Origin of the sequence: Tatumella sp. UCD-D_suzukii (assembly GCF_000611875.2) — a bacterium.
Classification (GTDB): Bacteria; Pseudomonadota; Gammaproteobacteria; order Enterobacterales; family Enterobacteriaceae; genus Tatumella; species Tatumella ptyseos.
Window position 1 is genome coordinate 163,788 of record NZ_JFJX01000053.1, and the last position, 23,905, is coordinate 187,692.

Below are 23,905 nucleotides of genomic sequence, written 5' to 3' on the forward strand. Positions count from 1 at the left end.
ATAATCGCACAAAGTGAATGTTTGACATCCGCCAGCCTGCCGGATACAACTGTGTAAAACAGTGCGTAAATTGGTATATAACATGGCATCATTTCATATTTCGCAAGGCTCATTCCGTTTAGGTAAACACCGGACGCTTGAGATTGAGCAACTGAATATCCGCGCCGGTGAGAGCTGGGCCTTTGTCGGCACCAACGGTAGCGGGAAATCGTCACTGGCAAAAGCCATTGCCGGGGAGTTGCCGCCGGAACGGGGTGAACTGGCTGAGGACTTTCCGCGGGTGACCCGGCTGTCACTGGAACAGCTTTCCCGGTTGGTGGCCGATGAGTGGCAACGCAGTAATACCGATCTGTTCAGTGAGGGGGAAAATGATCAGGGCAGGCTGACCCGCGATATTATTATGGACAGTGTGCAGGATGAGACACGCTGCCTGGAACTAAGCGATCTGCTGGGGATCCGACCGTTGCTGGATCGCCCGTTTAAATTTCTGTCCACCGGGGAAACCCGTAAAACGCTTCTCTGTCAGGCACTGATGGTCGCCCCGGATCTGCTGGTGCTGGATGAACCCTTCGATGGTCTGGATGTACTTTCCCGGCAAAATCTGACCCGGTTACTGAACAGCCTGTATGAGCAGGGAACAACATTAGTTCTGGTACTGAATCGTTTCGAAGATATCCCGGAGTTTATTGACCATGTGGGCGTTCTGGCGGAATGCACCCTAAGCTATACCGGCCCCCGTCAGCAGGTACTGGCAGAAGCGCTGGTCGCTCAGCTGGCACACAGTGAAAATCTGCACTCCGTTGCCTTGCCGGAGCCGGATAACCTGGCCACCCTGCAAAGTGATCAGGACGCGATACCGCCGGTGATCCTGCGTAATGGCCGGGTTTCCTGGGAAGATAAACCCGTCATTGATGGCCTGGACTGGCAGGTTAGTCCGGGTGAACACTGGCAGATTATCGGGCCGAACGGTGCAGGAAAGTCAACACTGCTCAGCCTGATCACCGGCGACCATCCGCAGGGCTACAGCAATGACCTGATATTGTTTGGCATCCGTCGTGGCAGCGGTGAGACCATCTGGGATATCAAACAACATATCGGGTATGTCAGCAGCAGCCTGCACCTGGAATATCGGGTCAGTGCTTCGGTAAGAACCGTCATTCTGTCCGGTTTCTTTGACTCTATCGGGCTATATGAAGCGGTATCAGATCGCCAGAAGCATCTGGCGAGCGGGTGGTTAGCATTGCTGGGTATGAATAATGCGCTGGCGGATGCCCCTTTCCACAGTTTGTCCTGGGGTCAGCAACGTTTAGTTCTGATAGTCAGGGCGCTGGTAAAACATCCGCGCCTGTTGATCCTTGATGAACCCTTACAGGGACTGGATGCTATTAACCGGCAACTGGTTCGCCGGTTTATCAATATTCTGATCGGTGAGGGGCGCACACAATTACTGTTTGTCTCCCACCATGCAGAAGATGCCCCGGACTGTATTACCCATCGTCTGAGCTTCGTGGCGGACGGGCAGCGCTACACGTATCAGCAGGACGCCCTGACGTCCTGATCCTTTCCCGACGGGAAGCTGATCTTCCCGTCATTTGAGTTATCCCTGCCGTCTTTCTCGCCCCGGTAACGGTTAAAATCTCTGAAAACAACCTAAGCTCTCTTGTGTAAACGTTTCCATTACTCCACACTACTCAAAAATCCATCCTATACTCACTGTCAGAGTCAGGCTTTTCTGACCCCGCAGCCAGGCGATTCTCAGGAATATATTATGTCTGAATTTAATCCGGTCGATCATCCGCACCGCCGCTATAACCCGCTGGCCGATAAATGGGTGCTGGTTTCCCCTCATCGGGCTAAACGTCCCTGGCAGGGGGCCCGGGAAACACCCGCAGAAGCGAAACTCCCTGCCCATGATCCGGACTGTTTTTTGTGTGCAGGTAATCCGCGTATCGGCGGGGAAAAAAATCCTGACTATACCGGTACCTGGGTATTTACCAATGATTTTGCCGCCCTGATGCCCGATACTCCGCAAGCCCCGGAAAACGATGACCCTCTGCTGCGCTGTGAAAGTGCCCGTGGTACCAGCCGGGTGATCTGCTTTTCGCCGGATCACAGTAAAACGCTGCCGGAATTATCCACTGAAGCCCTCGGCGAAGTGATACGGACCTGGCAGGAACAAACCCGCGAACTGGGTCAGTCATGGCCCTGGGTTCAGGTGTTCGAAAATAAAGGTGCCGCGATGGGGTGCTCAAACCCTCATCCGCACGGTCAGGTCTGGGCCAACAGTTTTCTGCCCAACGAAGCCTTGCAGGAAGATCGTTTGCAGCGCGACTATTTTGAGAAGCATGGCTCCCCGATGCTACTGGACTATGTCAGCCGTGAACTGGCTGACGGGCAGCGGACAGTTGTGGAAACAGAACACTGGCTGGCCGTGGTTCCCTGGTGGGCCGCATGGCCTTTTGAAACCTTACTGCTGCCGAAAACCGCAGTCTCACGTCTGAACGAATTATCTGCGGCGCAAAGCAGTGACCTGGCCATTGCCCTGAAAAAACTGACCAGCCGCTATGACAATCTCTTCCGGTGCTCATTCCCCTATTCCATGGGCTGGCACGGCGCGCCGTTTACCGGTGATCCTGCCAATCACTGGCAATTACATGCCCATTTCTATCCGCCGTTATTGCGCTCGGCCAGCGTGCGGAAGTTTATGGTCGGTTATGAAATGCTGGCAGAGTCACAACGGGACTTAACCGCGGAACAGGCTGCCGGACAATTACGGGCAGTGAGCGATATCCATTACAGGGAGGCAAAATAATATGCAGCTGAAGGAAACCACAGAAAACCTTTTCAGAGACGCATTTAGTTATCCGCCTGAACGCACCTTTCAGGCACCCGGTCGCGTAAATCTGATTGGTGAACATACAGACTATAACGACGGTTTTGTGCTTCCCTGCGCTATCGATTACCAGACGGTGATCAGTTGTGCCCGGCGTCAGGATCATCGGGTGCGGGTCATCGCTGCCGATTATGACAATGCGATGGACGAATTCTCCCTTGACGATCCCATCGTGCCGGTGCAGGAACCTCTCTGGGCCAACTATATCCGGGGGGTATTCCGCCATTTGCGGCAGCGACAGGCGGGATTCGGCGGGATGGACATGGTCGTCAGCGGCAATGTGCCGCAGGGAGCCGGGCTCAGCTCATCAGCCTCACTGGAAGTGGCCACAGGTACCGCGATACAACAGTTATGGGGGCTGTCACTCACGCCGTCAGAAATCGCACTGATCAGTCAGGAAGCCGAAAATCAGTTTGTCGGATGTCACTGCGGCATTATGGATCAGATGATTTCCGCGCTGGGTAAAAAGCACCATGCTCTGCTGCTGGATTGCCGCACTCTCGATACACGGGCCGTACCGATGCCGGAAAATGCAGCCGTGGTCATTATTAACTCTAATTTCAAACGCACTCTGGTGGGCAGTGAATATAACACCCGCAGAGAGCAATGCGATACCGGTGCCCGACTGTTTAACCAGCCAGCTTTACGGGATGTGACGCTCGCCCGGTTCAGCACCGTCAGTGCAGACATTGATCCGGTAGTGGCACGGCGGGTCCGGCATATTCTGACCGAGAATCAACGTACGCTGGATGCTGCCGAAGCCCTCATCCGGGGCGATTTAGTCACCATGGGCCGGCTGATGGCCGATTCCCATGCCTCAATGCGGGATGATTTTGAAATCACCGTGCCGCAGATAGATACGCTGGTCGATATCGTTAAATCGGTGATCGGTGACGAAGGCGGCGTACGGATGACCGGAGGCGGGTTTGGTGGCTGTGTCGTCGCGCTGATCCCCAGGCATAAAGTGGAAGAGGTCCGCAACGTCGTTGCCGGACAGTACGAAGCCAGAACCGGTATTAAAGAAACCTTTTATGTTTGCCATGCGTCAGAAGGAGCCGGTGAATGTTAGCACACACCCCGCCCGGACCCGACGGTATGCCGTTACGGGTGACGGTCTTACGTAATGCCAACGGTATGGATGTCACCTTTATGGATTTGGGGGCCACCTGGCTCTCAGCCAGAGTGCCTCTGAACGATGGCAGTGTCCGTGAAGCCCTCCTGGGATGCGCGACCCCTGAGGATTATCTTCATCAGTCAGCCTATCTGGGGGCCTGTGTCGGTCGTTATGCGAACCGGATTGCACAGTCCTTTCTGACCCGAACTCAGCATTCTCTGATCCCGAACCAGCCTCCTCATCAGTTACATGGCGGGCCGGAAGGATTCAGCCATCGTCGCTGGCTGATAGTCAGTCAGTCCCCGACGGACGTGCGCTACCGTCTGCACTCACCGGACGGTGACCAGGGGTTCCCTGGCAATCTGACAACGGAAGTTCACTATCAACTGACGGATGATAATTCGCTGATCATTACCTATCAGGCTGAAACGGATCAGCCCTGCCCGGTCGCATTAACGAATCATGCTTATTTTAACCTTGATGCATGTCAAGGTGATGCCCGCCAACATCGGTTAAAAATAGAGGCAGATCACTATTTACCGGTGAACCGTGAGGGGATCCCTGAACACGGTTTAACATCTGTTGCAGACACCGGATTCGACTTTCGTCAGCCGAAGACCATTGCTGATGATTTTATGAAGGATACCGACCAACAGGCCGTCGGGGGGTATGACCACGCTTTTCTGCTGAATCATCCGGCAGATGACTCAGTGGAGGCTGCGCGATTGTGGTCCGGGGATAATAAACTCAGTCTGGCGGTCACTACCTCGGCCCCGGCATTACAGTTCTACTCCGGTAATTTTTTAGACGGTACCCCGGCACGCCAGGGAACCTGGCAGAATTATCAGGGGATCGCTCTGGAGAGCGGATTCCTGCCGGACTCGCCTAATCATCCGGAATGGCCGCAACCGGATTGCTGGTTACAGCCTGGCGATAAACTGCAGTCAGTCACCCGCTATCAGCTGATCCCGGCATAGCACGTTGACGAAATATACTGCGGACAACCCGTTCCGGACTTACACCGGCCGCTGTTTTCCGCTATGGTAAAGCTATATTGTCCGGCCTGTTTCCGGCCCAGACACCGTTTCCATAATCATAGAAATTTAAAAGCATTAAGGAGTTAAGCGATGGCAGTAACTAAGCTTGTTCTGGTACGCCACGGCGAAAGTCAGTGGAATCAGGAAAACCGCTTTACCGGCTGGTACGATGTGGACCTGTCTGATAAAGGCCGCGAAGAAGCGAAAGCCGCAGGTAAATTACTGAAAAAAGAAGGTTTCAGTTTCGACTTCGCCTATACCTCTGTACTTAAGCGTGCGATCCACACTCTGTGGAGTGTTCTCGACGAACTCGACCAGGTCTGGCTGCCGGTGGAAAAATCATGGCGCCTGAATGAGCGTCATTATGGTGCCTTACAGGGGCTGAACAAAGCGGAAACCGCTGAAAAATACGGTGATGAGCAGGTAAAACAATGGCGTCGTGGTTTTGCTGTCACCCCGCCGGAACTGGAGCGCAGCGATGAACGTTTCCCGGGCCACGACCCGCGTTATGCTTCCCTGACTGAAGCGCAACTCCCGACCACAGAAAGCCTGGCACTGACCATTGAACGTGTGATCCCGTTCTGGGAAGACGCTATTCTGCCTCGCCTGAAAACCGGCGAGAAGGTGATTATCGCGGCACACGGTAACTCTCTGCGTGCGTTAATCAAATATCTGGACAAAATGTCTGAAGATGAAATTCTTGAGCTGAATATCCCGACAGGTGTCCCTCTGGTCTATGAGTTTGATGAAAACTTTAAACCACTGAAACGTTACTACCTGGGCGATGCGGATGAAATCGCAGCGAAAGCAGCGGCGGTGGCTAATCAGGGTAAAGCGAAGTAAGCATTCAGGAGCCTTCAGGTTCTGATAAAACGGCCGGAAACTCCGGCCGTTTTTTTTAACCAAAAATCATGCTGTACGACGATCACGAACCGCTTGCGCAAGTTGCTGCAACACCTGTGCGGTCGCATCCCATCCGATACAGGCATCAGTGACGCTCTGACCATAAACCAGCGTTCCGGCATCGGGATTCTGATTCCCTTCCACCAGATGACTTTCGATCATCACACCCATAATGCTCTGATCGCCGCCTGCGATTTGCCCGGCAACGTCCGTCGCCACTTCCAGCTGTTTCTGATATTGCTTAGAGCTGTTTGCGTGGCTGAAATCGATCATAATCTTCGGGTCCAGACCGGCACGGAGTAATCCCTCCCTCACCTCTGCCACATCAGACGCATGGTAATTGGGGGCTTTACCGCCACGCAGGATAATATGGCAGTCTTTATTCCCGGAGGTTTCGACAATCGCTGAATGGCCGTATTTAGTGACTGACAGGAAGCAGTGCCCCGCCGCCGCGGCATTGATAGCATCAATGGCCACTTTAATCGTACCGTCGGTGCCGTTTTTAAACCCGACCGGGCAGGACAGCCCGGAGGCCAGTTCACGATGCACCTGTGATTCGGTAGTACGGGCACCGATGGCCCCCCAGCTCATCAGGTCAGCCAGATATTGCGGGGTGATCATATCCAGAAACTCCCCGGCGGCCGGTAAGCCCGTATCATTAATGTCTGATAACAGTTTACGTGCAACTCTCAGACCGTCATTAATCCGGAAACTGCCATCCATCTGCGGGTCATTGATCAGTCCTTTCCAGCCTACGGTGGTCCGGGGTTTTTCAAAATAGACACGCATGACAATTTCCAGTTCACCCGACAGCTGATGACGAAGCTGCAGCAATTTACCGGCGTATTCCAGCGCTGCCTGCGGGTCATGGATAGAGCACGGGCCTATCACCACGAGCAGACGGTCATCCTTTCCCTGTAAAATATTCTGAATGGCCTGACGGCATTCAAAAACTGTGGTTGCCGCAGCGTCAGAGGCCGGATACTTTTCCAGCAATGCTATTGGCGGGAGGAGTTCTTTAATCTCCCGGATCCTTAAATCGTCATTCTGGTAGTTCATAACAGTTCCAAAAAATGAGTGTAAAAAATCCCTATCACTCTAGCCTGCTGCGAGACCAGAGTAAATTAGCTTTAACCTTGCTATTTTGCTCACATTACTGAAAATTGTCTGTTAAACCGCTCGCAGGTCTGAAGGAACCGCCTGAAATAGCTCTGTCACGGTCACTCAGTCGGCACAACCTATGCCATACTGATAACCTGTTTTTACAGGCTGTCTGCCCGGTTTTCAGGGCTGAGCAGAGTAACAATAACAATGATCAGGATGAATTTTCCCCATGGCTCATTCACATAACCACGCACCTGCCAGTGTTAACCGCTCACGGTTACTGGCAGCTTTTATCGTGACCGCTCTCTTTATGCTGGTGGAAGTCATTGGCGGCTGGATCTCCGGTTCTCTGGCATTACTGGCCGATGCCGGACATATGCTGACTGATGCCGGGGCATTATTACTGGCATTGCTGGCAACACATTTTTCTCAGCGCGCACCGGCAAAACATCAGACTTTCGGGTTACTGAGACTGAACACCATCGCAGCCTTTATTAATGCCCTCGCGTTACTGGTGATCACTGTTTTGATTGTGTGGGAGGCCCTGTTGCGTTTCCATTCACCGCAGCCGGTCGCCGGCGGGCTGATGCTGGGGATTGCCGTGGCCGGGTTACTGGCAAATATTCTCTGTTTTTATCTTCTGAAACAGGGGCACGGAGAAGAGAATCTAAATGTCCGGGCGGCGGCACTTCATGTGCTGGGTGACCTGCTTGGCTCTGCCGGCGCGGTGGTGGCCGCCTTACTCATTTTATGGACCGGATGGACCCCCTTTGACCCGATTCTTTCGATTCTGGTCTCTCTGCTGGTACTGAATAGCGCAAGACAACTGCTACGTGACAGTTTACGTGAGCTGCTGGAGCATGCACCGGCAGATATCGATATCGATAAACTTCGCCGTCAGCTGACCCTGAATATTGCGGAAATACGTAATGTTCATCACGTTCACCTCTGGCAGGTGGGCGAAAAAAAGGTTCTGACGTTACATGCCCGGGTCATCCCCAATTATCAACAGGATGAATTACTGAGGCGCATTCATGACTGGCTGAAAGCGAATTATGCAATAGCCCATGCGACGGTACAGCTTGAATATCAGGAATGTCCGCAACCGGAATGTCAGTTGGGTACGGAAGAGGCACCCGGGGAGGATGAGCATCACCATCCCCGGGAATATGAAGGGTCTTTACATCATTGATGACGGCTGAGTGCGCGGGAATGATGCTCCCGTGCACTGGCTATCCATAACCGGCAACCATTCAGTGCAATAAACGTCAGTACGACATATTCCAGCGACATCGCATACACCCCTTGCAGGGCGAAAATACCGATACTGATCAGATTGATCACTACCCACAGCAGCCAGTTTTCCACATATTTGCGGGTCATTAACACCATTGCCACAACCGACAACACGGTCATACAGGCATCCCAGAACGGATAGGCATCCGGCTGTAAGGGGGGAACCGACACACTGAAACCGGCCAGTTGAAGCAGCTTAACCATGGTGGCAGACAGCGCCCCGAAAACCGGATCAATAAAGCAGGTCAGTAACCCGATAGCAATGACCACCACCACCAGCCAGACTAACGTCTGTCGGCGTGACATCCAGCGGATAGATAAGGAGGGATCGCTGCCGGACGCATGACGGGTCCAGGCATACCAGCCATAAATATTGGCGAGGAAAAAGAAGATCTGCAATAACAGGCTGGAGTAGAGCTGGATCTGGAAGAAAATCAGTGCAAATAACGTGACATTGATCAGGCCGAAAAGATAATTAATAACCTTTTCTTTACTGGCCAGCCAGATACAAAGTAAACCGCAGAGGGTTCCTGTCGCTTCAATCCAGGAGAGGTTATAACCTCCCCGCCCGATAGGAATATGAACCAGCAAATGGTTAATACTGAAAAAATCCATCCTCACTCCCTTTCGTACAGCCGGACGCCGATTGTTTAATATAGAAAACCACAAGGCCGGATAATGCCACAATACTCACTGATAACACAGTTTTGTTTTATACATTAAACCACAATAGACATTATCACCCTGAATTAGCTGGCACCCGTCCGGAAATCTTTAGCTTCCAGCGTGAGTAATTGCTGCTTAACATCCAGTCCGCCTGCAAACCCGGTCAGACTCCCGTTGGCACCAATTACCCGGTGACAGGGAACGATCACCGATAGCGGATTTCTGCCATTGGCTGCACCGACCGCCCGCATGGCTTTCGGGCGATGAATACGTTCTGCTATGTCACGATAGCTTCGCGTTTCACCGTAAGGAATTTCGCGCAATGCCTGCCATACCTCACACTGGAAAGGGGTACCTTCAAACTGTAGCGGTAAATCAAAGGTTTGTCGCTGACAGTTAAAATATTCTGTTAACTGGTATGCCGCCTGTTCCAGTACCGGATGATCCGTCACCCGCAATTCAGGATGGGCTCTGATGCGGGAAGGTCGTTCATTTTCCCAGGCCACGGCAGCCAGCCCCTGCTCACCGGCAATCAATGTCAGCTCACCGACCGGAGTCAGCAATAATCTGTAATAGTACATATAACGTCTCCCTGCGCTGCACAATGCGGACCATTATGCCACGTTCGCGCCGGGGAACCGGCGGTTTTCGGACAGCAGATTATTTAGTTTCCATGTCCGGAAACCGCCAGTCATTCGGGCGTTATACTTATACGCTGAGCGCCTGAACAGGAGAGAACAATGAACGATGAAGAGAGTGCTTATCAGGCGATGGTCAGCCGTGACAGGCGTTTTGACGGCCTTTTTTATGTCGCCGTGCGTACGACCGGTATTTACTGCCGACCGGTTTGTCCGGCACGTAAACCCTTACGTAAAAATTGCCATTTTTTTCGCTATGCGGAACAGGCCGAAAAAGCCGGCTACCGGCCCTGCCTGAGATGCCGGCCGGAACTTGCCCCTGGCCACGCGCCGATAGACCAGGCCGCGTCTCTGTGCCAGCAATTCATCGACGCTATTGAGTCCGGTCTGCTGGATAGCGGGAGCTCTCTCCCCGAAATAGCCAGACGCTTTTCGCTCAGTGAACGTCAGTTCAGGCGTATTCTGCATCAGCAACTGGGGATCAGTCCGCAGGAGTTACGCCAGAGCCGGCGGCTGAAACTTGCCCGGCAACTACTGACCGAGACCCGGCTGCCGGTGACGTCTATCGCATTTACCAGTGGTTTCGGCAGTATCCGCCAGTTTAATTCCGCGTTTCTCACCCATTACCATCTGGCCCCGTCAGCCTTCAGGAAAAGTCTGCCTGCCCTGCCGGATCCACAGCAGCATCAGACAGAAAAAGTCCGGTTATCTTATCGCCCGCCTTTCGCCTGGCACGCCCTGCTCCGTTTTCTCGCCAGGCGCGGTATTAAAGACGTTGAGTGGATAGACGGTGAATATTACCTGCGCACCCTGGCTATTGGTCAGTGCCGGGGGTGGATCCGCGTGGGAGATGATCCCCGGCAACATTGTCTGCGGGTAGAGTTCAGCCACTCGCTGACCCCGGTGTTACCGGTGTTGTTACAACGGTTACGGCAACTTTTTGATTTGAGTGCGAGGCCTGATCAGATAGCCGATCATCTGTCCCGGGATCCTCTGCTGGCTCCGTTAGTGCTGCAAAGCCCCGGCCTGCGGGTACCAGGCTGCTTTGAGCCTTTTGAACTGGCGGTCAGGGCTATCCTCGGGCAGCAAGTCACCGTCGCGGCAGCGACAACGCTGAGTAAACGGCTGGCGGCCAGGTTCGGACAGCCGGTGGTCACCCCCTTCCCTGAGCTGAGCCGCCTTGCGCCGACAGCGGAGGATTTTATCGGGGCGACCACGGACGATATCGGCTCTCTGGGGATTGTGGGGAGCCGTATCAATGCGATTCTGGCGCTGGCGGACGCCACCCGGCACGGCCTGTTCAGAGAACTGCAAAACGAGCCTCAGCAAAGGGGACCGCAGAGACTGACTGAATTACCCGGCATTGGCCCCTGGACAGCACAATATATTGCAATGCGGGCCTTTTCATTGACGGATGCTTTCCCTAAAGAAGACATAGCACTGCGTAAAGCCCTCGGCGGACTGACGCCCCGTGCTGCAGAACAACGCTCGCTGATCTGGCGTCCCTGGCGGAGTTATGCCGTCATGCTGTTATGGCAGGCGGAGGAAAATAAGAAACCGGCGGCAAAGCTGTAAACGTGGGGACAGGTGAAAAGAGTCGCTGCCGGCCGGACGGGTCACAGAAACGAAAAAAGCCCCCTGAAGGGGCTTTTTTCTGAATTTGGTGGGTCGTGCAGGATTCGAACCTGCGACCAATTGATTAAAAGTCAACTGCTCTACCAACTGAGCTAACGACCCCTTGCGGGATATTCCCTTTACGAGTGTTCTTGCGAGAGGTTCTTTAAGTCATATCTTAAAGAATGGTGGGTCGTGCAGGATTCGAACCTGCGACCAATTGATTAAAAGTCAACTGCTCTACCAACTGAGCTAACGACCCCTCGCGGGTTGTTTTGTGTTGATGCATTCACCGGGTGAATGGTGGGTCGTGCAGGATTCGAACCTGCGACCAATTGATTAAAAGTCAACTGCTCTACCAACTGAGCTAACGACCCGTCAGCCACAAAACAGATAAAAGAGTTTAACACCCCCACCCTTCACAACAGAAAGATGGTGGGTCGTGCAGGATTCGAACCTGCGACCAATTGATTAAAAGTCAACTGCTCTACCAACTGAGCTAACGACCCTCTTTTACCGCCACCGAATGCATTTCGCTTATCACCCGGCAACGGCGGCATATATTACTGATTTAACTGGATAGCGCAACTCTTATTTGAAAAATAACTGACTGGTTGCTTAGCTTTCACCCGCTACGTCCATAAATCACACGATTCCGGGTGAGTTTGCTATTTACTGACCTGCTTCCAGTCGTTTTTTAGCATCCCTGGCCGATGCCGTACCGGGGTAAAGTTTAATTACCTGTTCAAACACTGCCTTCGACTTGGCTGTGTCTTTTTTATCCTGCATCACAACACCGACCTTGAATAAGGCTTCCGGGGCTTTAGGCGATTTAGGATAATTTTTTACCACGGTCGCGAAATAGTAGGCAGAATCATCCAGCTGACCTTTGTTGTAATACAACTGTCCCAGCCAATAGTTGGCATTCGGCTGATACGTAGAGTCCGGATATTTTTTTACCCACGTCTGCAGAGCAGAGATTGCCTGATCAAACTTCTTCTGCTTCAGAATAAGATCAATGGCGGCGTTGTAGTCAGAGTTCTCATCACCTGACTGCGCGGCCGGGCTGGCGGCAGCGGCCGGAGCACTTCCTGAAGCGGCCGTGGCATCCTTACTGTCAGTGTTCGCGGGAGTTGTCTGAGTCGTGTTATTGCTGCTCAGCGTGTCTATCTGCTGATAGAGCTGTTTTTGCCGTTCAACCACCTGGCTGAGCTGATAACTGTTTTCCTGAATCTGTCCACGCAACGAGTCAATATCACTTTGGGTATCATTCAGCTGCTGCTGCAACTGCTGCATAAGTTGAGACTGTGCGTTAGAAATACGTTCGAGGGTGGTGACCCGGTCTTCTACCGAGCCAGAGCCAACGCTACTGATTGACGCCTGTGCAAAAGCGGCCGGAACGGCCGCTACACCAATCAGTAACGACAGACTCAGTGCATGACGTCTGAAGTTACTAATCATATGACTCTCTTAGTACACCAGTACGGCGCGACGGTTTTTAGCCCATGCGGCTTCGTCGTGGCCCAGTACTGCAGGTTTTTCTTTACCGTAAGACACGATGGACATCTGGTCAGCAGATACCCCTTTGCCTTGCAGGTACATTTCAACAGCATTAGCACGACGTTCGCCCAGGGCGATGTTATATTCCGGTGTACCACGTTCGTCCGCAAAGCCTTCGATAGTGACTTTGTAAGACGGGTTGCTACGCAGGAAGTTCGCGTGCTGATCCAGCATACGAGCGTACTCAGGCTGAATGTCATATTTGTCCAGACCAAAGTAGACAATATTGTTCTGCTGAAGCTGCTGCATTTGCATACGCGCTTGTTCATCAGAAGACATATTACCGCCATTCTGGCCGCTACCATAAGCGCTATCAGCACCGGTAGTTGAGCCACTCTGGTCATTGTCATTTTTGTGCGAGCTACAAGCCGCAACAGCCAGTACAGGCAGGGCCAGCATGAGGCCTTTCAGCATTTTATTCAGTTGCATTTCAACACCCTATTATTGTTTGCCATACATATTTACACATGCATCACATATACGGAGACCAGGCAGGCGAAGATACCTGTCCATCAGTCGCCGGAAGACGCGCTTTGAAACGCCCGTCAGTTGAAACCAACTGCAATACGGAGTTATAGCCCTCGGTGGAGCCATAAATAACCATTGTGCCGTTAGGTGCAAGACTTGGCGTCTCATCCAGATACGTGTCCGTTAATTGCTGAACGGCTCCCGTCTCCAGATCCTGTTTAGTGATATGCTGCGCACCGCTTGCGGTACTCACCATCACCATAAATTTACCATCCGGAGAAACATCCGCATCCTGGTTCTGACCACCCTGCCAGGTAATGCGTTGCGGAGTCCCCCCGTTAATATTCATTTTATAAATTTGCGGACGTCCTGCCTGATCCGACGTATAGGCCAGTGTTTCACTGTCCGGGAACCAGGTCGGCTCGGTGCTGTTATAACGTGCATTTGTCAGCTGACGGATCTGTCCGGACGCCAGGTCCATCACATACAAATTCAGACTGCCGGTTTTAGACAATACAAATGCCAGTTTTTTGCCATCCGGAGAAAACGCCGGAGCACCATTGTGGCGCGGGAAATCAGCGATAGTACGGATAGTGCTGTTAGACAGATTTTGTACGACCAGTGCTGAACGTCCTGTTTCAAAGGTAACATAGGCGAGTTCGTTACCATCAGCAGACCAGGCCGGTGACATCAGCGGTTCCGGTGAACGATGGACCACAAACTGGTTGTAACCATCGTAATCGGAGACGCGTAACTCATACGGGAACTGTCCGCCGTTGGTCTCAACCACGTAAGCGATGCGTGTACGGAATGCGCCTTTGATACCGGTCAGCTTCTGGAATACTTCATCACTGGCGGTGTGAGCCGCATAGCGTAACCACTGCTTAGTCACTTTATAACTGTTCTGCGACATCACGGTGCCCGGAGAGCCCGCAGTATCGACCAGTTGATAAGAGATCTGGTAGCTGCCATCGGCATTCGCCTGGATCTGACCTACAACAACAGCATCAATACCTAGTGCAGACCACGCCGCAGGCTGAACCTGTTGAGCTGTGGTTGGTTCCTGCGGTAAGCGGGAACGATCTAACGGGTTAAATTTACCACTGTTACGTAAATCTGCGGCAATAATCCCACCAATGTCTGCCGGCGCCGGGCCTGTACCTGTCCATTGGAAAGGTACGACACCGATAGGACGTGCAGTATTTACCCCCTGGGTGATTTCAATCCGGACTTCAGCCTGTGAAACCACCGCCCATAATAGTAAAAATACACCTAACGTTATACGAAATGCCTGCTTCATCTTCTCTCCCTTATCTGAACTCACGCCCATGATAATTCGTATAAATTCCGGTAATTGTCTGGCGCAAGTATCGGTTGCTCTACCTAGCATAGTCGATACTTACGCCGGAGACACGGTTAAGGTTTAAACTCCAGTGTCGCATCCCTCACTGCCTGCCAGACTTCCTGGCTTGGTGGTTTCGGAATATGCGCCATTTTTGCTGCGGTGATCGCGGCCTGGCATAGAGCAGGATCGCCGCCCGCCGCCGTTGCTGAGATCAATAATCCGTCAGGAGCCAGCTTAATATTTACATCACAGGTTTTCCCTGCGTAGTTATCAGAGTCGTAGAACTTACTCTGGATAGCGCCCTGTACCTGACCAATATAACTCTGTATAGCGGCACCAGATGCACCTGATTTATGCTGATTGCCCTGCCCTGCGGCAGATGCCCCTGCGTTTTTACCGGATTTAGGTGCATTCTTACCGGAGGCTAACCCACCCAATAAGTCATCCACTTCACTGGTATTTTTTGCAGCAGCCGCTTTTGCCCTGGCGGCAGCTTTAGCTTCCGCATCAGCTTTGGCTTTCGCCTGCTGCTCTGCCTTCGCCTTTGCTTCTGCCGCTGCTTTGGCTTTCGCCTGCTGTTCCGCTTTCGCTTTTGCTTCTGCCGCTGCCTGAGCTTTCGCCTGCTGTTCGGCTTTTGCTTTCGCTTCTGCCGCCGCCTGAGCTTTCGCCTGCTGTTCGGCTTTTGCTTTCGCTTCTGCCGCCGCCTGGGCTTTCGCCTGCTGTTCGGCTTTTGCTTTCGCTTCTGCCGCCGCCTGGGCTTTCGCCTGCTGTTCGGCTTTTGCTTTCGCTTCTGCCGCCGCCTGGGCTTTCGCCTGCTGTTCGGCTTTTGCTTTCGCTTCTGCCGCCGCTTCGGCTTTTGCCTGCTGTGCTGCTTTTGCGCTGGCTGCTGCTTTTGCCTGCTGATCTGCCTGAGCTTTCGCTTCGGCAGCAGCTGCTTTCGCCTGCTGATCTGCCTGAGCTTTCGCTTCGGCGGCTGCAGCTTTCGCCTGCTGTTCGGCCTGAGCCTTCGCTTCGGCGGCTGCAGCTTTCGCCTGCTGATCGGCCTGTGCCTTCGCTTCGGCAGCAGCAGCTTTCGCCTGCTGGTCTGCCTGAGCTTTTGCCTCGGCCTCGGCTTTAGCTTGTGCGGCTTGGGCTGCGGCTTTTGCCTGCTGTGCTGCTTTTGCTTGTGCCTCAGCGGCTACAGCCTTCGCCTGTTCGGCTTTCGCATCAGCATCAGCATCAGCATCCTGTTGCTGTTCTTCTTTCGCGTCGTCCTGTGAAGGTTTGGCATTCGGCTGTTGCTGTTGTGAGGGCTGACTGGCGCTCTGCTGCTCATTCTCGCGGTTGTACTGTTCAACTACTGCCCCCGGGTCCACCATGACGGCATCAATATCGCTGCCGCCACCGCCACCACTGGTTTCGATATTTTCATTCAGCGAGCTTATAATCAGTATTGCAATCAACAGGATATGCAAAATCACCGAAATTATAATCGCGCGCTTTAATTTATCGTTTTGCTCGGTTGCCTTCGACACTCTCGGTTCCCACAAACGGATTAGACTTAAATCGGCTGCGTCATCAGGCCAACTGACTTAACACCCGCCTGATGGAGTAAATTCAGTGCTTTGATAATTTCATCATAAGGCACTTCTTTCGCTCCCCCGATTAAAAACACCGTCTTAGGGTTCGCCTGAAGACGACGTTGTGCTTCACTGATGATCTGTTCCGGAGGTAATTGCTCCAGTCGCTGGTGATCTTCAACAATGCTGTATTGCCCCACGCCGGAGACCTCAACAATGACCGGTGGATTATCATCCGTTGACACTGTTTTTGAATCTGTTGCATCCGGCAGGTCGACATTGACACTCTGGGTAATAATCGGTGCCGTGGCCATAAATATCAGCAACAGCACCAGCAGTACATCCAGCAGCGGGACAATGTTTATCTCAGACTTCAGTTCGCGACGAGCGCGACCACGCGTTCTGGCCATGAGTCAACCTCTGCTTACTTAGAACTATCGCTGGTAAATGCCTGGCGATGCAGGATAGCGGTAAACTCTTCGGTAAAGTTATCGTAACCCTGCTCCAGCTTATTCACCCGCTGATTCAGGCGGTTATATGCCATGACTGCCGGGATGGCCGCAAACAGACCAATAGCGGTAGCAATCAATGCCTCTGCTATTCCGGGAGCAACCATCTGCAGGGTTGCCTGCTTTACGGCACCCAGGGCGATAAAAGCATGCATAATTCCCCAGACTGTACCGAACAGACCAATATAAGGACTGATGGAACCGACCGTCCCCAGGAAAGGGATATGGTTTTCCAGACTTTCCAGTTCACGGTTCATCGAAATACGCATGGCCCGGCTGGCACCTTCAACAACGGCTTCCGGCGCATGGTTATTTACGCGGTGTAATCTGGCAAATTCTTTAAAGCCCGCATAGAAAATCTGCTCTGAGCCGCTAAGCTCTTCGCGGCGCCCCTGACTTTCCTGATAAAGACGTGAAAGATCCACACCTGACCAGAATTTATCTTCAAAGGCTTCGGCCTCACGGCCTGCTGCATTCAGGATGCGTGTACGTTGAATAATGATGGCCCAGGAGGCAATAGAAAACACAATCAAAATCAACATAATGAATTTGACCAGAAGGCTTGCCTTCAGGAACAAATCAAGGATGTTCATGTCAGTCACTGCTTGAACTCCGCGACAATAGACTTAGGAAGCGCAATGGGCTTCATACGATTTATGTTGATACAGGCAATCAACACTTCAGCTTCATTGATTATTTTGCCTTCACCATTCACGATACGTTGACGGAATGTCATCGTTACCCGCCCTAACTCGCAGACTTCGCTTTCAACGTGCAGCAAGTCATCAAGTTTTGCGGCAGCAATATAGTCCACCGTCATACGCCGCACCACAAACCCCACCTGCTGTTCTAACAGCGTCTGCTGCGTAAAACCACACTGGCGCAAGGCTTCGGTACGTGCCCGCTCATAGAAAGCAATATAGCTGGCGTGATAAACAACGCCACCGGCATCGGTGTCTTCATAGTAGACCCTGACCGGCCATTGAAACTGAAAGTGACTCACTCTGCATCCCGGCATTAATTTTTAAACCAGCCTACTATACGCAAGAGAAATCGCCTTTGGAATGGGACAACACTGAGCGGAGAAAATAATTATGCCTTCTGACACAACCTGCACCGATTTCAGTGAACAACCTGACAAACACTTAACTTTTTTTACCTTTTAAAGCACTCAGGGCCGTGTTCAGGCTGGGAAAATTCCGACTGACCACAAAAAAACTCCCCTGAAAGCGATACTTTCAGGGGAGTTCCGGGTGTACGGATCAAAGATGACTGTTTCAGCTGACTCAGTGAGTCGCCCAAAAATAGCAGACAAGCGCAGGGATCAAAATTATCCAGGCCAGCAGAGGATTAAAAACTCCCTGCCAGAGCGTTTTTTGCAGGCGCAAACCGCTGCCATGAATGACTCCGGCACACACTGACCAGATAAGCGCCAGCCCCCACCACACAGCATATGTCCGGGGAACCACAGCGAACCGGGTCGGATCCCAAAGTACACATCCGGCCACCAGCAACGCGAGGATCAGCGAAAGGACCCGCAAGGGGCCCTTATCGGTAAGCTGATAGATCCGGTGAATAATCCCGGCCATCAGGACGGATTACTCTCGTTATCTTTGTTGGCATTTTCAAATGCCAGTGCAGCTACGACACCAAAAGAACAGGCCAGAAGCGTGCCGAGGATCCAGGCAAAATACCACATAATCGACCTTCCTGATTAATACAATGAATGAGAGTTACGTTCGATATCTTCTTTAGTGATGCGACCATACATTTTGTAATAACACCATGCAGTGTATGCCAGAATGAGAGGTACGAAGATGATCGCAGCAAAGGTCATCGTTGTCAGCGTACGCAGGCTGGAGGTGGCATCCCACATCGTCAGGCTCATCCCCGGGTTAGTCACGGATGGCATAATGAACGGGAACATCGCAATACCTGCCGTCATAATAACGCAGGCAATGGTCAGTGATGAGCAGATAAATGCCAATGCGCCCTTATTCTTCGCTGAGAATAATGCAGTCAGTAATGGCAATACCACACCCAGTACAGGGAACACCCATAAGACCGGTGACTTCCTGAAATTCACCATCCAGGCGCCGGTTTCACGTACCACGTCTTTACCAACCGGGTCAGAAGCCGCATGATGATCAATCACGCTTTTCAGTACATAACCTTCAATACCGTAAGCGACCCAGATACCGGCCAGGATAAAGCAGACCATCATGACCAGTGTCGCAATCTGCGTCACCCGGCGGGTACGCAGGTGAAGCTCACCCGTCGTACGCATCTGCAAATAGGCTGCCCCCTGGGCGAGGATCATTGTCAGGCTGACAATCCCGGCCAGTAAGGCAAACGGGTTCAGCAGCATAAAGAAGTTACCGGTATAGAACAGACGGAGGTACTCATCCATATGGAAAGGGACCCCCTGCAGTAAGTTCCCGAAAGCAACCCCGATGACTAATGGCGGAACGAAGCTCCCGATAAAGATCCCCCAATCCCACATACCACGCCAGCGGCTGTCACCCAGTTTCGAGCGATAATCAAAACCGATCGGGCGGAAGTAGAGAGATGCCAGCACCAGAATCATTGCAACATAGAAACCGGAGAATGCGGCGGCATAGACCGTTGGCCAGGCCGCAAACAGTGCCCCACCCGCCGTGATCAGCCAGACCTGGTTTCCGTCCCAGTGAGGTGCAATACTGTTTATCATAATACGGCGTTCGGTATCTGTGCGTCCGATAATACGACACAGCATACCGACACCCATATCAAACCCGTCGGTAACCGCAAAACCTATCAGTAATACACCGATAAGCAGCCACCAGACAAAGCGCAAAACTTCATAATCAAACATATGTGCCCCCTGAATTAATGTGTCAGCTGCGACGGTGTGGCCAGTTGTTCATGATGATAACGACCGGTTTTCAGACTGCTTGGCCCCAGGCGAGCAAACTTAAACATCAGGTACATTTCAGCCACCAGGAATAAAGTATACAAACCGCAAATCAGGCCCATAGAGAACAGCAGGTCCCCGACTGTCAGCGATGAATTAGCCACAGCGGTAGGTAAAACTTCACCGATGGCCCAAGGCTGACGCCCGTATTCCGCCACAAACCAGCCAGCTTCCACAGCAATCCACGGGAGCGGGATGCCGTACAGTGCAGCTTTCAGCAACCAGCGGCTTTTCCCGACCCGGTTACGCAGCACACTGAAGAATGAAATCGCAATCACTGCCAGTAACAGTACGCCACACAGCACCATGATGCGGAAAGCAAAATAGAGCGGAGCCACACGCGGAATAGAATCCTGCGTCGCTTTTTCAATCTGAGCTTCTGTCGCATCTGTCACGTTAGGTGTGTAACGTTTCAGCAGTAATCCATATCCCAGGTCTTTTTTGGACTGATCAAAGGCTGCGATAACCGCAGGATCTTTACTGCCGCTGCGCAGTTCATTCAGCAAGGCATAGGCTTTCATACCGTTACGAATACGAACTTCGTGCTGCGCCATTAAATCCTTAAGACCAATCACCGGGGTATCCGTTGAACGGGTGGCGATTAATCCGAGCAGATAAGGTATTTGGATAGCGTAGTGGTTAGTCTCTTCTTTCTGATCCGGGATCCCAAACAGGGTAAATGCTGCCGGGGCAGGCTGGGTATCCCACTCTGCTTCGATGGCTGCCAGTTTGGTTTTCTGTACATCGCCGATTTCATAACCGGACTCATCACCCAGAAGGATCACTGACAGAACCGCGGCCATCCCAAAGCTTGCTGCAATGGTGAAAGAGCGTTTGGCAAAAGCCATATCACGCCCTTTAAGCATATAGAATGCACTGATCCCCAGAATAAACATCGCCCCGGTGGTATAACCCGCGGCCACAGTATGCACAAATTTCACCTGCGCGACCGGGTTCAGGACCAGCTGAGAGAAGCTGACCATTTCCATACGCATGGTTTCATAGTTAAAGACAGATGCAACAGGGTTCTGCATCCAGCCATTGGCGACCAGGATCCATAGGGCCGACATATTTGACCCCAGGGCCACCAGCCAGGTCACCGACAAGTGCTGAACTTTCCCCAGACGGTCCCAGCCAAAGAAGAATAAACCGACAAAGGTAGATTCCAGGAAGAATGCCATCAATCCTTCGATAGCCAGTGGAGCCCCGAAAATGTCTCCGACATAATGGGAATAGTATGACCAGTTAGTCCCGAACTGGAACTCCATCGTCAGACCGGTAGCCACGCCGAGGGCAAAGTTAATTCCGAAGAGTTTCCCCCAGAATTTGGTCATATCTTTATAGATTTGTTTACCTGACAATACATACACTGTTTCCATAATAGCCAGCAAAAACGCCATACCCAGCGTCAGTGGCACAAACAGAAAGTGGTACATTGCAGTCAAGGCAAACTGTAGACGAGACAGTTCGACGATATCAAACATCCTGACTCCTTGCTCTTTTAATAAAAAACTCTCTTCACGGGCCCTGTTATCATTTCAGGACTTCAGAGACTAAGTCGTTAATTGTCACGGTGAATTATATTTTCTTTCATTCAGCAAAAAGTTGATCCGCTATTCAGAACAGGATTTTACCAGCCCCGTTAACTCTCAGACGCTAACCACTTATTCACATCTCATTATGGTTAATGAGTTGTGAATAAAATGACAGCGCTCAACTTCCGGTAAAAAAAAAGAAAAAATAGGAAAAACCCCAAATTGACACAGAACAATTTAATCTAAAACACTTAACTATATCCAGCGGATAAAATAGATATAAATCATCATTTATTGATCTGAATCGTTATTTCCCGGGGAGATATTTGATATGTCAAAACAGGCAGGACAACATGCGTCAGACCGTAACGGTCATTATGTCACCAAAGACTGTCATTGCGGATAAGAGGCCTGGCGTGTCTGCCATGACCGGAAACAGGTAAGTTATGTTTATCGTTCTTCCGTAATTTTAGTATAACGCCGCCAGGCAGGAAACAAAAAATTCACAGTCAGTAAATAATTAATAAACAATAGTATGTTTATATTCAGTATTAACCGGAATACTGCAGGCTGCATCGTTAATTTATCACCATAAAAAAACCACCGGCGGGCCGGTGGCTGTCTGGCAGAATACAACGATGATTACCGTGCAGGTAAAACTGATTTCACTGCATCACCGATGTCGGCAAGACTGTGCACAGTCCTGACTCCCGCCGCTTCCAGCGCCGCAAATTTTTCATCTGCAGTCCCTTTACCGCCGGCAATAATCGCCCCCGCATGCCCCATCCGCTTTCCTTTCGGCGCTGTGACACCGGCAATATAGCTGACGACAGGTTTGGTCACATGATCTTTGATAAAAGCGGCGGCTTCTTCTTCAGCACTGCCCCCTATCTCGCCAATCATTACAATCGCTTCTGTCTGCGGATCTTTTTCAAACAGACCCAGAATATCGATAAAGCTGGACCCCGGGATCGGGTCGCCGCCAATACCGACACAGGTTGACTGACCATAACCGATATCTGTGGTCTGCTTGACGGCTTCATAGGTCAGCGTGCCGGAACGGGAAACAATACCGATACGGCCTGGTTGATGGATGTGGCCCGGCATAATGCCGATTTTACATTCCCCGGGGGTGATGACTCCCGGGCAGTTAGGCCCGATCATCCGTACACCCGCTTCATCCAGCTTCACCTTTACGGTCAGCATATCCAGCGTCGGGATCCCTTCCGTAATGGTGATAATCAGTTTGATACCGGCATCAATGGCTTCAAGGATACTGTCTTTACAGAACGGCGCAGGGACATAAATCACTGATGCCGTGGCACCGGTTTGCTCTACGGCTTCACGCACGGTATTAAAAACCGGCAATCCGAGATGAGTGGTTCCGCCCTTACCTGGCGTCACTCCGCCGACCATTTGTGTTCCGTAATCAATGGCCTGTTCAGAATGAAAGGTACCCTGCCCGCCGGTGAACCCCTGGCAGATGACTTTGGTATTTTTATCGATCAGAATTGACATTATTTGCCCTCCGCCGCTGCAACCACGCGTTGTGCCGCGTCGGTCAGACTGGTTGCTGCGATAATATTCAAACCACTCTCAGCCAGTTTTTTTGCGCCTGATCCTGCGTTATTACCTTCCAGACGCACCACCACCGGAACATTGACACCCACTTCAGCCACCGCCCCGATGATCCCGTCAGCGATCAGGTCGCAACGGACGATGCCCCCGAAAATGTTCACAAATACCGCTTTTACGGCATCGTCAGAGAGAATGATTTTAAACGCTTCGGTGACACGCTCTTTGGTCGCACCGCCGCCAACGTCCAGAAAGTTTGCCGGCTGACCGCCATAGTGTTTAACGATATCCATGGTCCCCATCGCCAGCCCTGCCCCATTGACCATACAGCCAATATTACCGTCCAGAGCAACATAATTGAGTTCCCACTGCGCCGCGCGGGCTTCCCTGGCATCTTCCTGGCTTGAGTCATGCATTTCGCGTAATTCCGGCTGACGGAACAATGCGTTACTGTCGATGCTCAGTTTACCGTCCAGACAGACCAGATCATCGGTTTTGGTGATCACTAACGGGTTAATTTCGACTAAAGCCAGATCCCGCTCAAGGAACAGCGTGGCCAGTCCCATAAAGATTTTGGCAAACTGACTGACCTGTTTTCCTTTCAGCCCGAGCTTAAAGGCCAGTTCACGCCCCTGGTACGGCTGAGGACCGGTCAGAGGATCAATCGCCATTTTATGGATAAGATGCGGGCTTTCTTCCGCCACTTTTTCAATTTCCACGCCGCCTTCGGTGGATGCCATAAATACAACGCGGCGACTGCTGCGATCGACCACCGCCCCCAGGTAGAGTTCGTTCGCGATATCTGTGGCGGCTTCCACCAGAATCTGACTGACCGGCTGTCCGTTTTCATCGGTCTGATAAGTCACCAGCGACTTACCTAACCAGTTTTCGGCAAAGGCACGGATTTCTTCTTTACTCTTCACCACTTTGACGCCACCCGCTTTACCGCGACCACCGGCATGGACCTGGCATTTCACTACCCAGGGGCCCGCTCCGATTTTGGATGCCGCTTCTTCAGCTTCGCGCGGGGTGGTACAGGCATAACCGACAGGTGCAGGCAGGCCGTACCGGGCAAACAATTGTTTAGCCTGATATTCATGTAGATTCATGATGTGCTATCCATTCAGTTCAGAAAA

Annotated in this window: 23 protein-coding genes and 4 tRNA genes; 7 read left to right on the plus strand and 20 right to left on the minus strand. The window is 51.9% G+C overall.

The genetic code is table 11. The features are described from left to right. The first annotated feature begins 82 nt into the window (after nucleotides 1-82). The 5 genes from modF (at nucleotide 83) to gpmA (ending at nucleotide 5,887) form a co-directional block, all read left to right on the plus strand. Nucleotides 83-1,558, plus strand: coding sequence for a molybdate ABC transporter ATP-binding protein ModF (gene modF, locus CG67_RS10645; protein ID WP_025902933.1), 1,476 nt, complete (start codon nucleotides 83-85; stop codon nucleotides 1,556-1,558). A gap of 210 nt (nucleotides 1,559-1,768) precedes the next feature. Then, nucleotides 1,769-2,812, plus strand: coding sequence for a galactose-1-phosphate uridylyltransferase (gene galT / locus CG67_RS10650; RefSeq protein WP_025902934.1), 1,044 nt, complete (start codon nucleotides 1,769-1,771; stop codon nucleotides 2,810-2,812). A 1-nt stretch (nucleotide 2,813) separates the two neighbouring features. Then, on the plus strand, nucleotides 2,814-3,962 hold the full coding sequence (gene galK / locus CG67_RS10655; protein WP_025902935.1) for a galactokinase: 1,149 nt from the start codon (nucleotides 2,814-2,816) through the stop codon (nucleotides 3,960-3,962). After that, the gene (galM, locus tag CG67_RS10660; protein WP_025902936.1) at nucleotides 3,956-4,984 is read left to right on the plus strand and encodes a galactose-1-epimerase; all 1,029 of its coding nucleotides are present in this window, start codon (nucleotides 3,956-3,958) and stop codon (nucleotides 4,982-4,984) included. The genes galK and galM overlap by 7 nt, the downstream gene beginning before the upstream one ends. A 150-nt stretch (nucleotides 4,985-5,134) precedes the next feature. Then, on the plus strand, nucleotides 5,135-5,887 hold the full coding sequence (gene gpmA / locus CG67_RS10665) for a 2,3-diphosphoglycerate-dependent phosphoglycerate mutase (protein WP_025902937.1): 753 nt from the start codon (nucleotides 5,135-5,137) through the stop codon (nucleotides 5,885-5,887). 66 nt (nucleotides 5,888-5,953) lie between these two features. Here gpmA and aroG read toward each other — a convergent pair whose 3' ends face one another. Further along, the gene (aroG, locus tag CG67_RS10670) at nucleotides 5,954-7,006 is read right to left on the minus strand and encodes a 3-deoxy-7-phosphoheptulonate synthase AroG (protein WP_025902938.1); all 1,053 of its coding nucleotides are present in this window, start codon (nucleotides 7,004-7,006) and stop codon (nucleotides 5,954-5,956) included. A gap of 274 nt (nucleotides 7,007-7,280) precedes the next feature. Here aroG and zitB point away from each other — a divergent pair, with 274 nt between their 5' ends. Next, nucleotides 7,281-8,243 carry a CDF family zinc transporter ZitB gene (gene zitB / locus CG67_RS10675; protein ID WP_025902939.1) on the plus strand — a complete coding sequence of 321 codons (963 nt, stop codon included), beginning with the start codon at nucleotides 7,281-7,283 and terminating at the stop codon, nucleotides 8,241-8,243. Here zitB and pnuC read toward each other — a convergent pair. Then, a complete protein-coding gene (pnuC, locus tag CG67_RS10680) occupies nucleotides 8,237-8,962 on the minus strand; it encodes a nicotinamide riboside transporter PnuC (RefSeq protein ID WP_025902940.1) in 726 nt (241 codons plus the stop codon). The two genes, zitB and pnuC, sit on opposite strands and share 7 nt — an antisense overlap. A 134-nt stretch (nucleotides 8,963-9,096) precedes the next feature. Then, nucleotides 9,097-9,594, minus strand: coding sequence for a methylated-DNA--[protein]-cysteine S-methyltransferase (locus tag CG67_RS10685; RefSeq protein WP_025902941.1), 498 nt, complete (start codon nucleotides 9,592-9,594; stop codon nucleotides 9,097-9,099). Nucleotides 9,595-9,753: 159 nt separating this feature from the next. On the opposite strand from CG67_RS10685, the gene CG67_RS10690 reads away from it, so the two are divergent. Continuing rightward, nucleotides 9,754-11,226, plus strand: coding sequence for an AlkA N-terminal domain-containing protein (locus tag CG67_RS10690; RefSeq protein ID WP_025902942.1), 1,473 nt, complete (start codon nucleotides 9,754-9,756; stop codon nucleotides 11,224-11,226). 86 nt (nucleotides 11,227-11,312) lie between these two features. Here the strand turns inward: CG67_RS10690 and CG67_RS10695 are convergent. The 17 genes from CG67_RS10695 to sucC all read right to left on the minus strand — a co-directional run bounded on the left by CG67_RS10695 (nucleotide 11,313) and on the right by sucC (nucleotide 23,878). After that, a tRNA-Lys gene (locus tag CG67_RS10695) sits at nucleotides 11,313-11,388 on the minus strand. 63 nt (nucleotides 11,389-11,451) lie between these two features. Next, nucleotides 11,452-11,527, minus strand: a tRNA-Lys gene (locus tag CG67_RS10700). 39 nt (nucleotides 11,528-11,566) lie between these two features. Beyond that, a tRNA-Lys gene (locus CG67_RS10705) sits at nucleotides 11,567-11,642 on the minus strand. Between the two features lie 56 nt (nucleotides 11,643-11,698). Beyond that, nucleotides 11,699-11,774 (minus strand) — tRNA-Lys (locus CG67_RS10710). Nucleotides 11,775-11,937: 163 nt separating this feature from the next. Then, nucleotides 11,938-12,726 (minus strand): cell division protein CpoB, encoded by a 789-nt coding sequence (cpoB, locus tag CG67_RS10715; RefSeq protein WP_025902943.1) that lies wholly within the window; start codon nucleotides 12,724-12,726, stop codon nucleotides 11,938-11,940. A gap of 9 nt (nucleotides 12,727-12,735) precedes the next feature. Then, a complete protein-coding gene (pal, locus tag CG67_RS10720) occupies nucleotides 12,736-13,254 on the minus strand; it encodes a peptidoglycan-associated lipoprotein Pal (RefSeq protein ID WP_025902944.1) in 519 nt (172 codons plus the stop codon). A 43-nt stretch (nucleotides 13,255-13,297) separates the two neighbouring features. Then, a complete protein-coding gene (tolB, locus tag CG67_RS10725) occupies nucleotides 13,298-14,593 on the minus strand; it encodes a Tol-Pal system beta propeller repeat protein TolB (protein ID WP_025902945.1) in 1,296 nt (431 codons plus the stop codon). A 116-nt stretch (nucleotides 14,594-14,709) separates the two neighbouring features. Continuing rightward, entirely contained in the window at nucleotides 14,710-16,152 is a 1,443-nt protein-coding gene (gene tolA, locus CG67_RS10730; protein WP_025902946.1) for a cell envelope integrity protein TolA, read from the minus strand. Between the two features lie 26 nt (nucleotides 16,153-16,178). Next, nucleotides 16,179-16,607, minus strand: coding sequence for a colicin uptake protein TolR (gene tolR, locus CG67_RS10735; protein WP_025902947.1), 429 nt, complete (start codon nucleotides 16,605-16,607; stop codon nucleotides 16,179-16,181). A 14-nt stretch (nucleotides 16,608-16,621) separates the two neighbouring features. Next, nucleotides 16,622-17,308: a Tol-Pal system protein TolQ gene (gene tolQ, locus CG67_RS10740; RefSeq protein WP_025902948.1), complete on the minus strand. Its 687-nt coding sequence runs from the start codon at nucleotides 17,306-17,308 to the stop codon at nucleotides 16,622-16,624. Continuing rightward, on the minus strand, nucleotides 17,305-17,709 hold the full coding sequence (gene ybgC / locus CG67_RS10745; RefSeq protein ID WP_025902949.1) for a tol-pal system-associated acyl-CoA thioesterase: 405 nt from the start codon (nucleotides 17,707-17,709) through the stop codon (nucleotides 17,305-17,307). The genes tolQ and ybgC overlap by 4 nt, the downstream gene beginning before the upstream one ends. A 283-nt stretch (nucleotides 17,710-17,992) precedes the next feature. Beyond that, complete coding sequence (gene ybgE, locus CG67_RS10750; RefSeq protein ID WP_025902950.1) at nucleotides 17,993-18,295, minus strand: cyd operon protein YbgE; 303 nt, start codon at nucleotides 18,293-18,295, stop codon at nucleotides 17,993-17,995. Continuing rightward, complete coding sequence (gene cydX / locus CG67_RS10755) at nucleotides 18,295-18,405, minus strand: cytochrome bd-I oxidase subunit CydX (protein ID WP_055725593.1); 111 nt, start codon at nucleotides 18,403-18,405, stop codon at nucleotides 18,295-18,297. Before cydX ends, ybgE begins: the two co-directional genes overlap by 1 nt. Before the next feature lie 15 nt (nucleotides 18,406-18,420). Beyond that, a complete protein-coding gene (cydB, locus tag CG67_RS10760) occupies nucleotides 18,421-19,560 on the minus strand; it encodes a cytochrome d ubiquinol oxidase subunit II (protein ID WP_025902951.1) in 1,140 nt (379 codons plus the stop codon). 14 nt (nucleotides 19,561-19,574) lie between these two features. After that, nucleotides 19,575-21,143 (minus strand): cytochrome ubiquinol oxidase subunit I, encoded by a 1,569-nt coding sequence (gene cydA / locus CG67_RS10765; protein WP_025902952.1) that lies wholly within the window; start codon nucleotides 21,141-21,143, stop codon nucleotides 19,575-19,577. A 693-nt stretch (nucleotides 21,144-21,836) separates the two neighbouring features. Then, complete coding sequence (gene sucD / locus CG67_RS10775; protein WP_025902954.1) at nucleotides 21,837-22,712, minus strand: succinate--CoA ligase subunit alpha; 876 nt, start codon at nucleotides 22,710-22,712, stop codon at nucleotides 21,837-21,839. Continuing rightward, nucleotides 22,712-23,878 carry an ADP-forming succinate--CoA ligase subunit beta gene (gene sucC, locus CG67_RS10780; protein WP_025902955.1) on the minus strand — a complete coding sequence of 389 codons (1,167 nt, stop codon included), beginning with the start codon at nucleotides 23,876-23,878 and terminating at the stop codon, nucleotides 22,712-22,714. The genes sucD and sucC overlap by 1 nt, the downstream gene beginning before the upstream one ends. Nucleotides 23,879-23,905: the final 27 nt, after the last annotated feature.

Bases quoted from the DNA above. Each gene is read 5' to 3' on its own strand.
- modF (WP_025902933.1), top strand. From the start codon at position 83: ATGGCATCATTTCATATTTCGCAAGGCTCATTCCGTTTAGGTAAACAC.
- galT (WP_025902934.1), top strand. From the start codon at position 1,769: ATGTCTGAATTTAATCCGGTCGATCATCCGCACCGCCGCTATAACCCG.
- galK (WP_025902935.1), top strand. From the start codon at position 2,814: ATGCAGCTGAAGGAAACCACAGAAAACCTTTTCAGAGACGCATTTAGT.
- galM (WP_025902936.1), top strand. From the start codon at position 3,956: ATGTTAGCACACACCCCGCCCGGACCCGACGGTATGCCGTTACGGGTG.
- gpmA (WP_025902937.1), top strand. From the start codon at position 5,135: ATGGCAGTAACTAAGCTTGTTCTGGTACGCCACGGCGAAAGTCAGTGG.
- aroG (WP_025902938.1), bottom strand. From the start codon at position 7,006: ATGAACTACCAGAATGACGATTTAAGGATCCGGGAGATTAAAGAACTC.
- zitB (WP_025902939.1), top strand. From the start codon at position 7,281: ATGGCTCATTCACATAACCACGCACCTGCCAGTGTTAACCGCTCACGG.
- pnuC (WP_025902940.1), bottom strand. From the start codon at position 8,962: ATGGATTTTTTCAGTATTAACCATTTGCTGGTTCATATTCCTATCGGG.
- CG67_RS10685 (WP_025902941.1), bottom strand. From the start codon at position 9,594: ATGTACTATTACAGATTATTGCTGACTCCGGTCGGTGAGCTGACATTG.
- CG67_RS10690 (WP_025902942.1), top strand. From the start codon at position 9,754: ATGAACGATGAAGAGAGTGCTTATCAGGCGATGGTCAGCCGTGACAGG.
- cpoB (WP_025902943.1), bottom strand. From the start codon at position 12,726: ATGATTAGTAACTTCAGACGTCATGCACTGAGTCTGTCGTTACTGATT.
- pal (WP_025902944.1), bottom strand. From the start codon at position 13,254: ATGCAACTGAATAAAATGCTGAAAGGCCTCATGCTGGCCCTGCCTGTA.
- tolB (WP_025902945.1), bottom strand. From the start codon at position 14,593: ATGAAGCAGGCATTTCGTATAACGTTAGGTGTATTTTTACTATTATGG.
- tolR (WP_025902947.1), bottom strand. From the start codon at position 16,607: ATGGCCAGAACGCGTGGTCGCGCTCGTCGCGAACTGAAGTCTGAGATA.
- ybgE (WP_025902950.1), bottom strand. From the start codon at position 18,295: ATGGCCGGGATTATTCACCGGATCTATCAGCTTACCGATAAGGGCCCC.
- cydX (WP_055725593.1), bottom strand. From the start codon at position 18,405: ATGTGGTATTTTGCCTGGATCCTCGGCACGCTTCTGGCCTGTTCTTTT.
- cydB (WP_025902951.1), bottom strand. From the start codon at position 19,560: ATGTTTGATTATGAAGTTTTGCGCTTTGTCTGGTGGCTGCTTATCGGT.
- cydA (WP_025902952.1), bottom strand. From the start codon at position 21,143: ATGTTTGATATCGTCGAACTGTCTCGTCTACAGTTTGCCTTGACTGCA.
- sucD (WP_025902954.1), bottom strand. From the start codon at position 22,712: ATGTCAATTCTGATCGATAAAAATACCAAAGTCATCTGCCAGGGGTTC.
- sucC (WP_025902955.1), bottom strand. From the start codon at position 23,878: ATGAATCTACATGAATATCAGGCTAAACAATTGTTTGCCCGGTACGGC.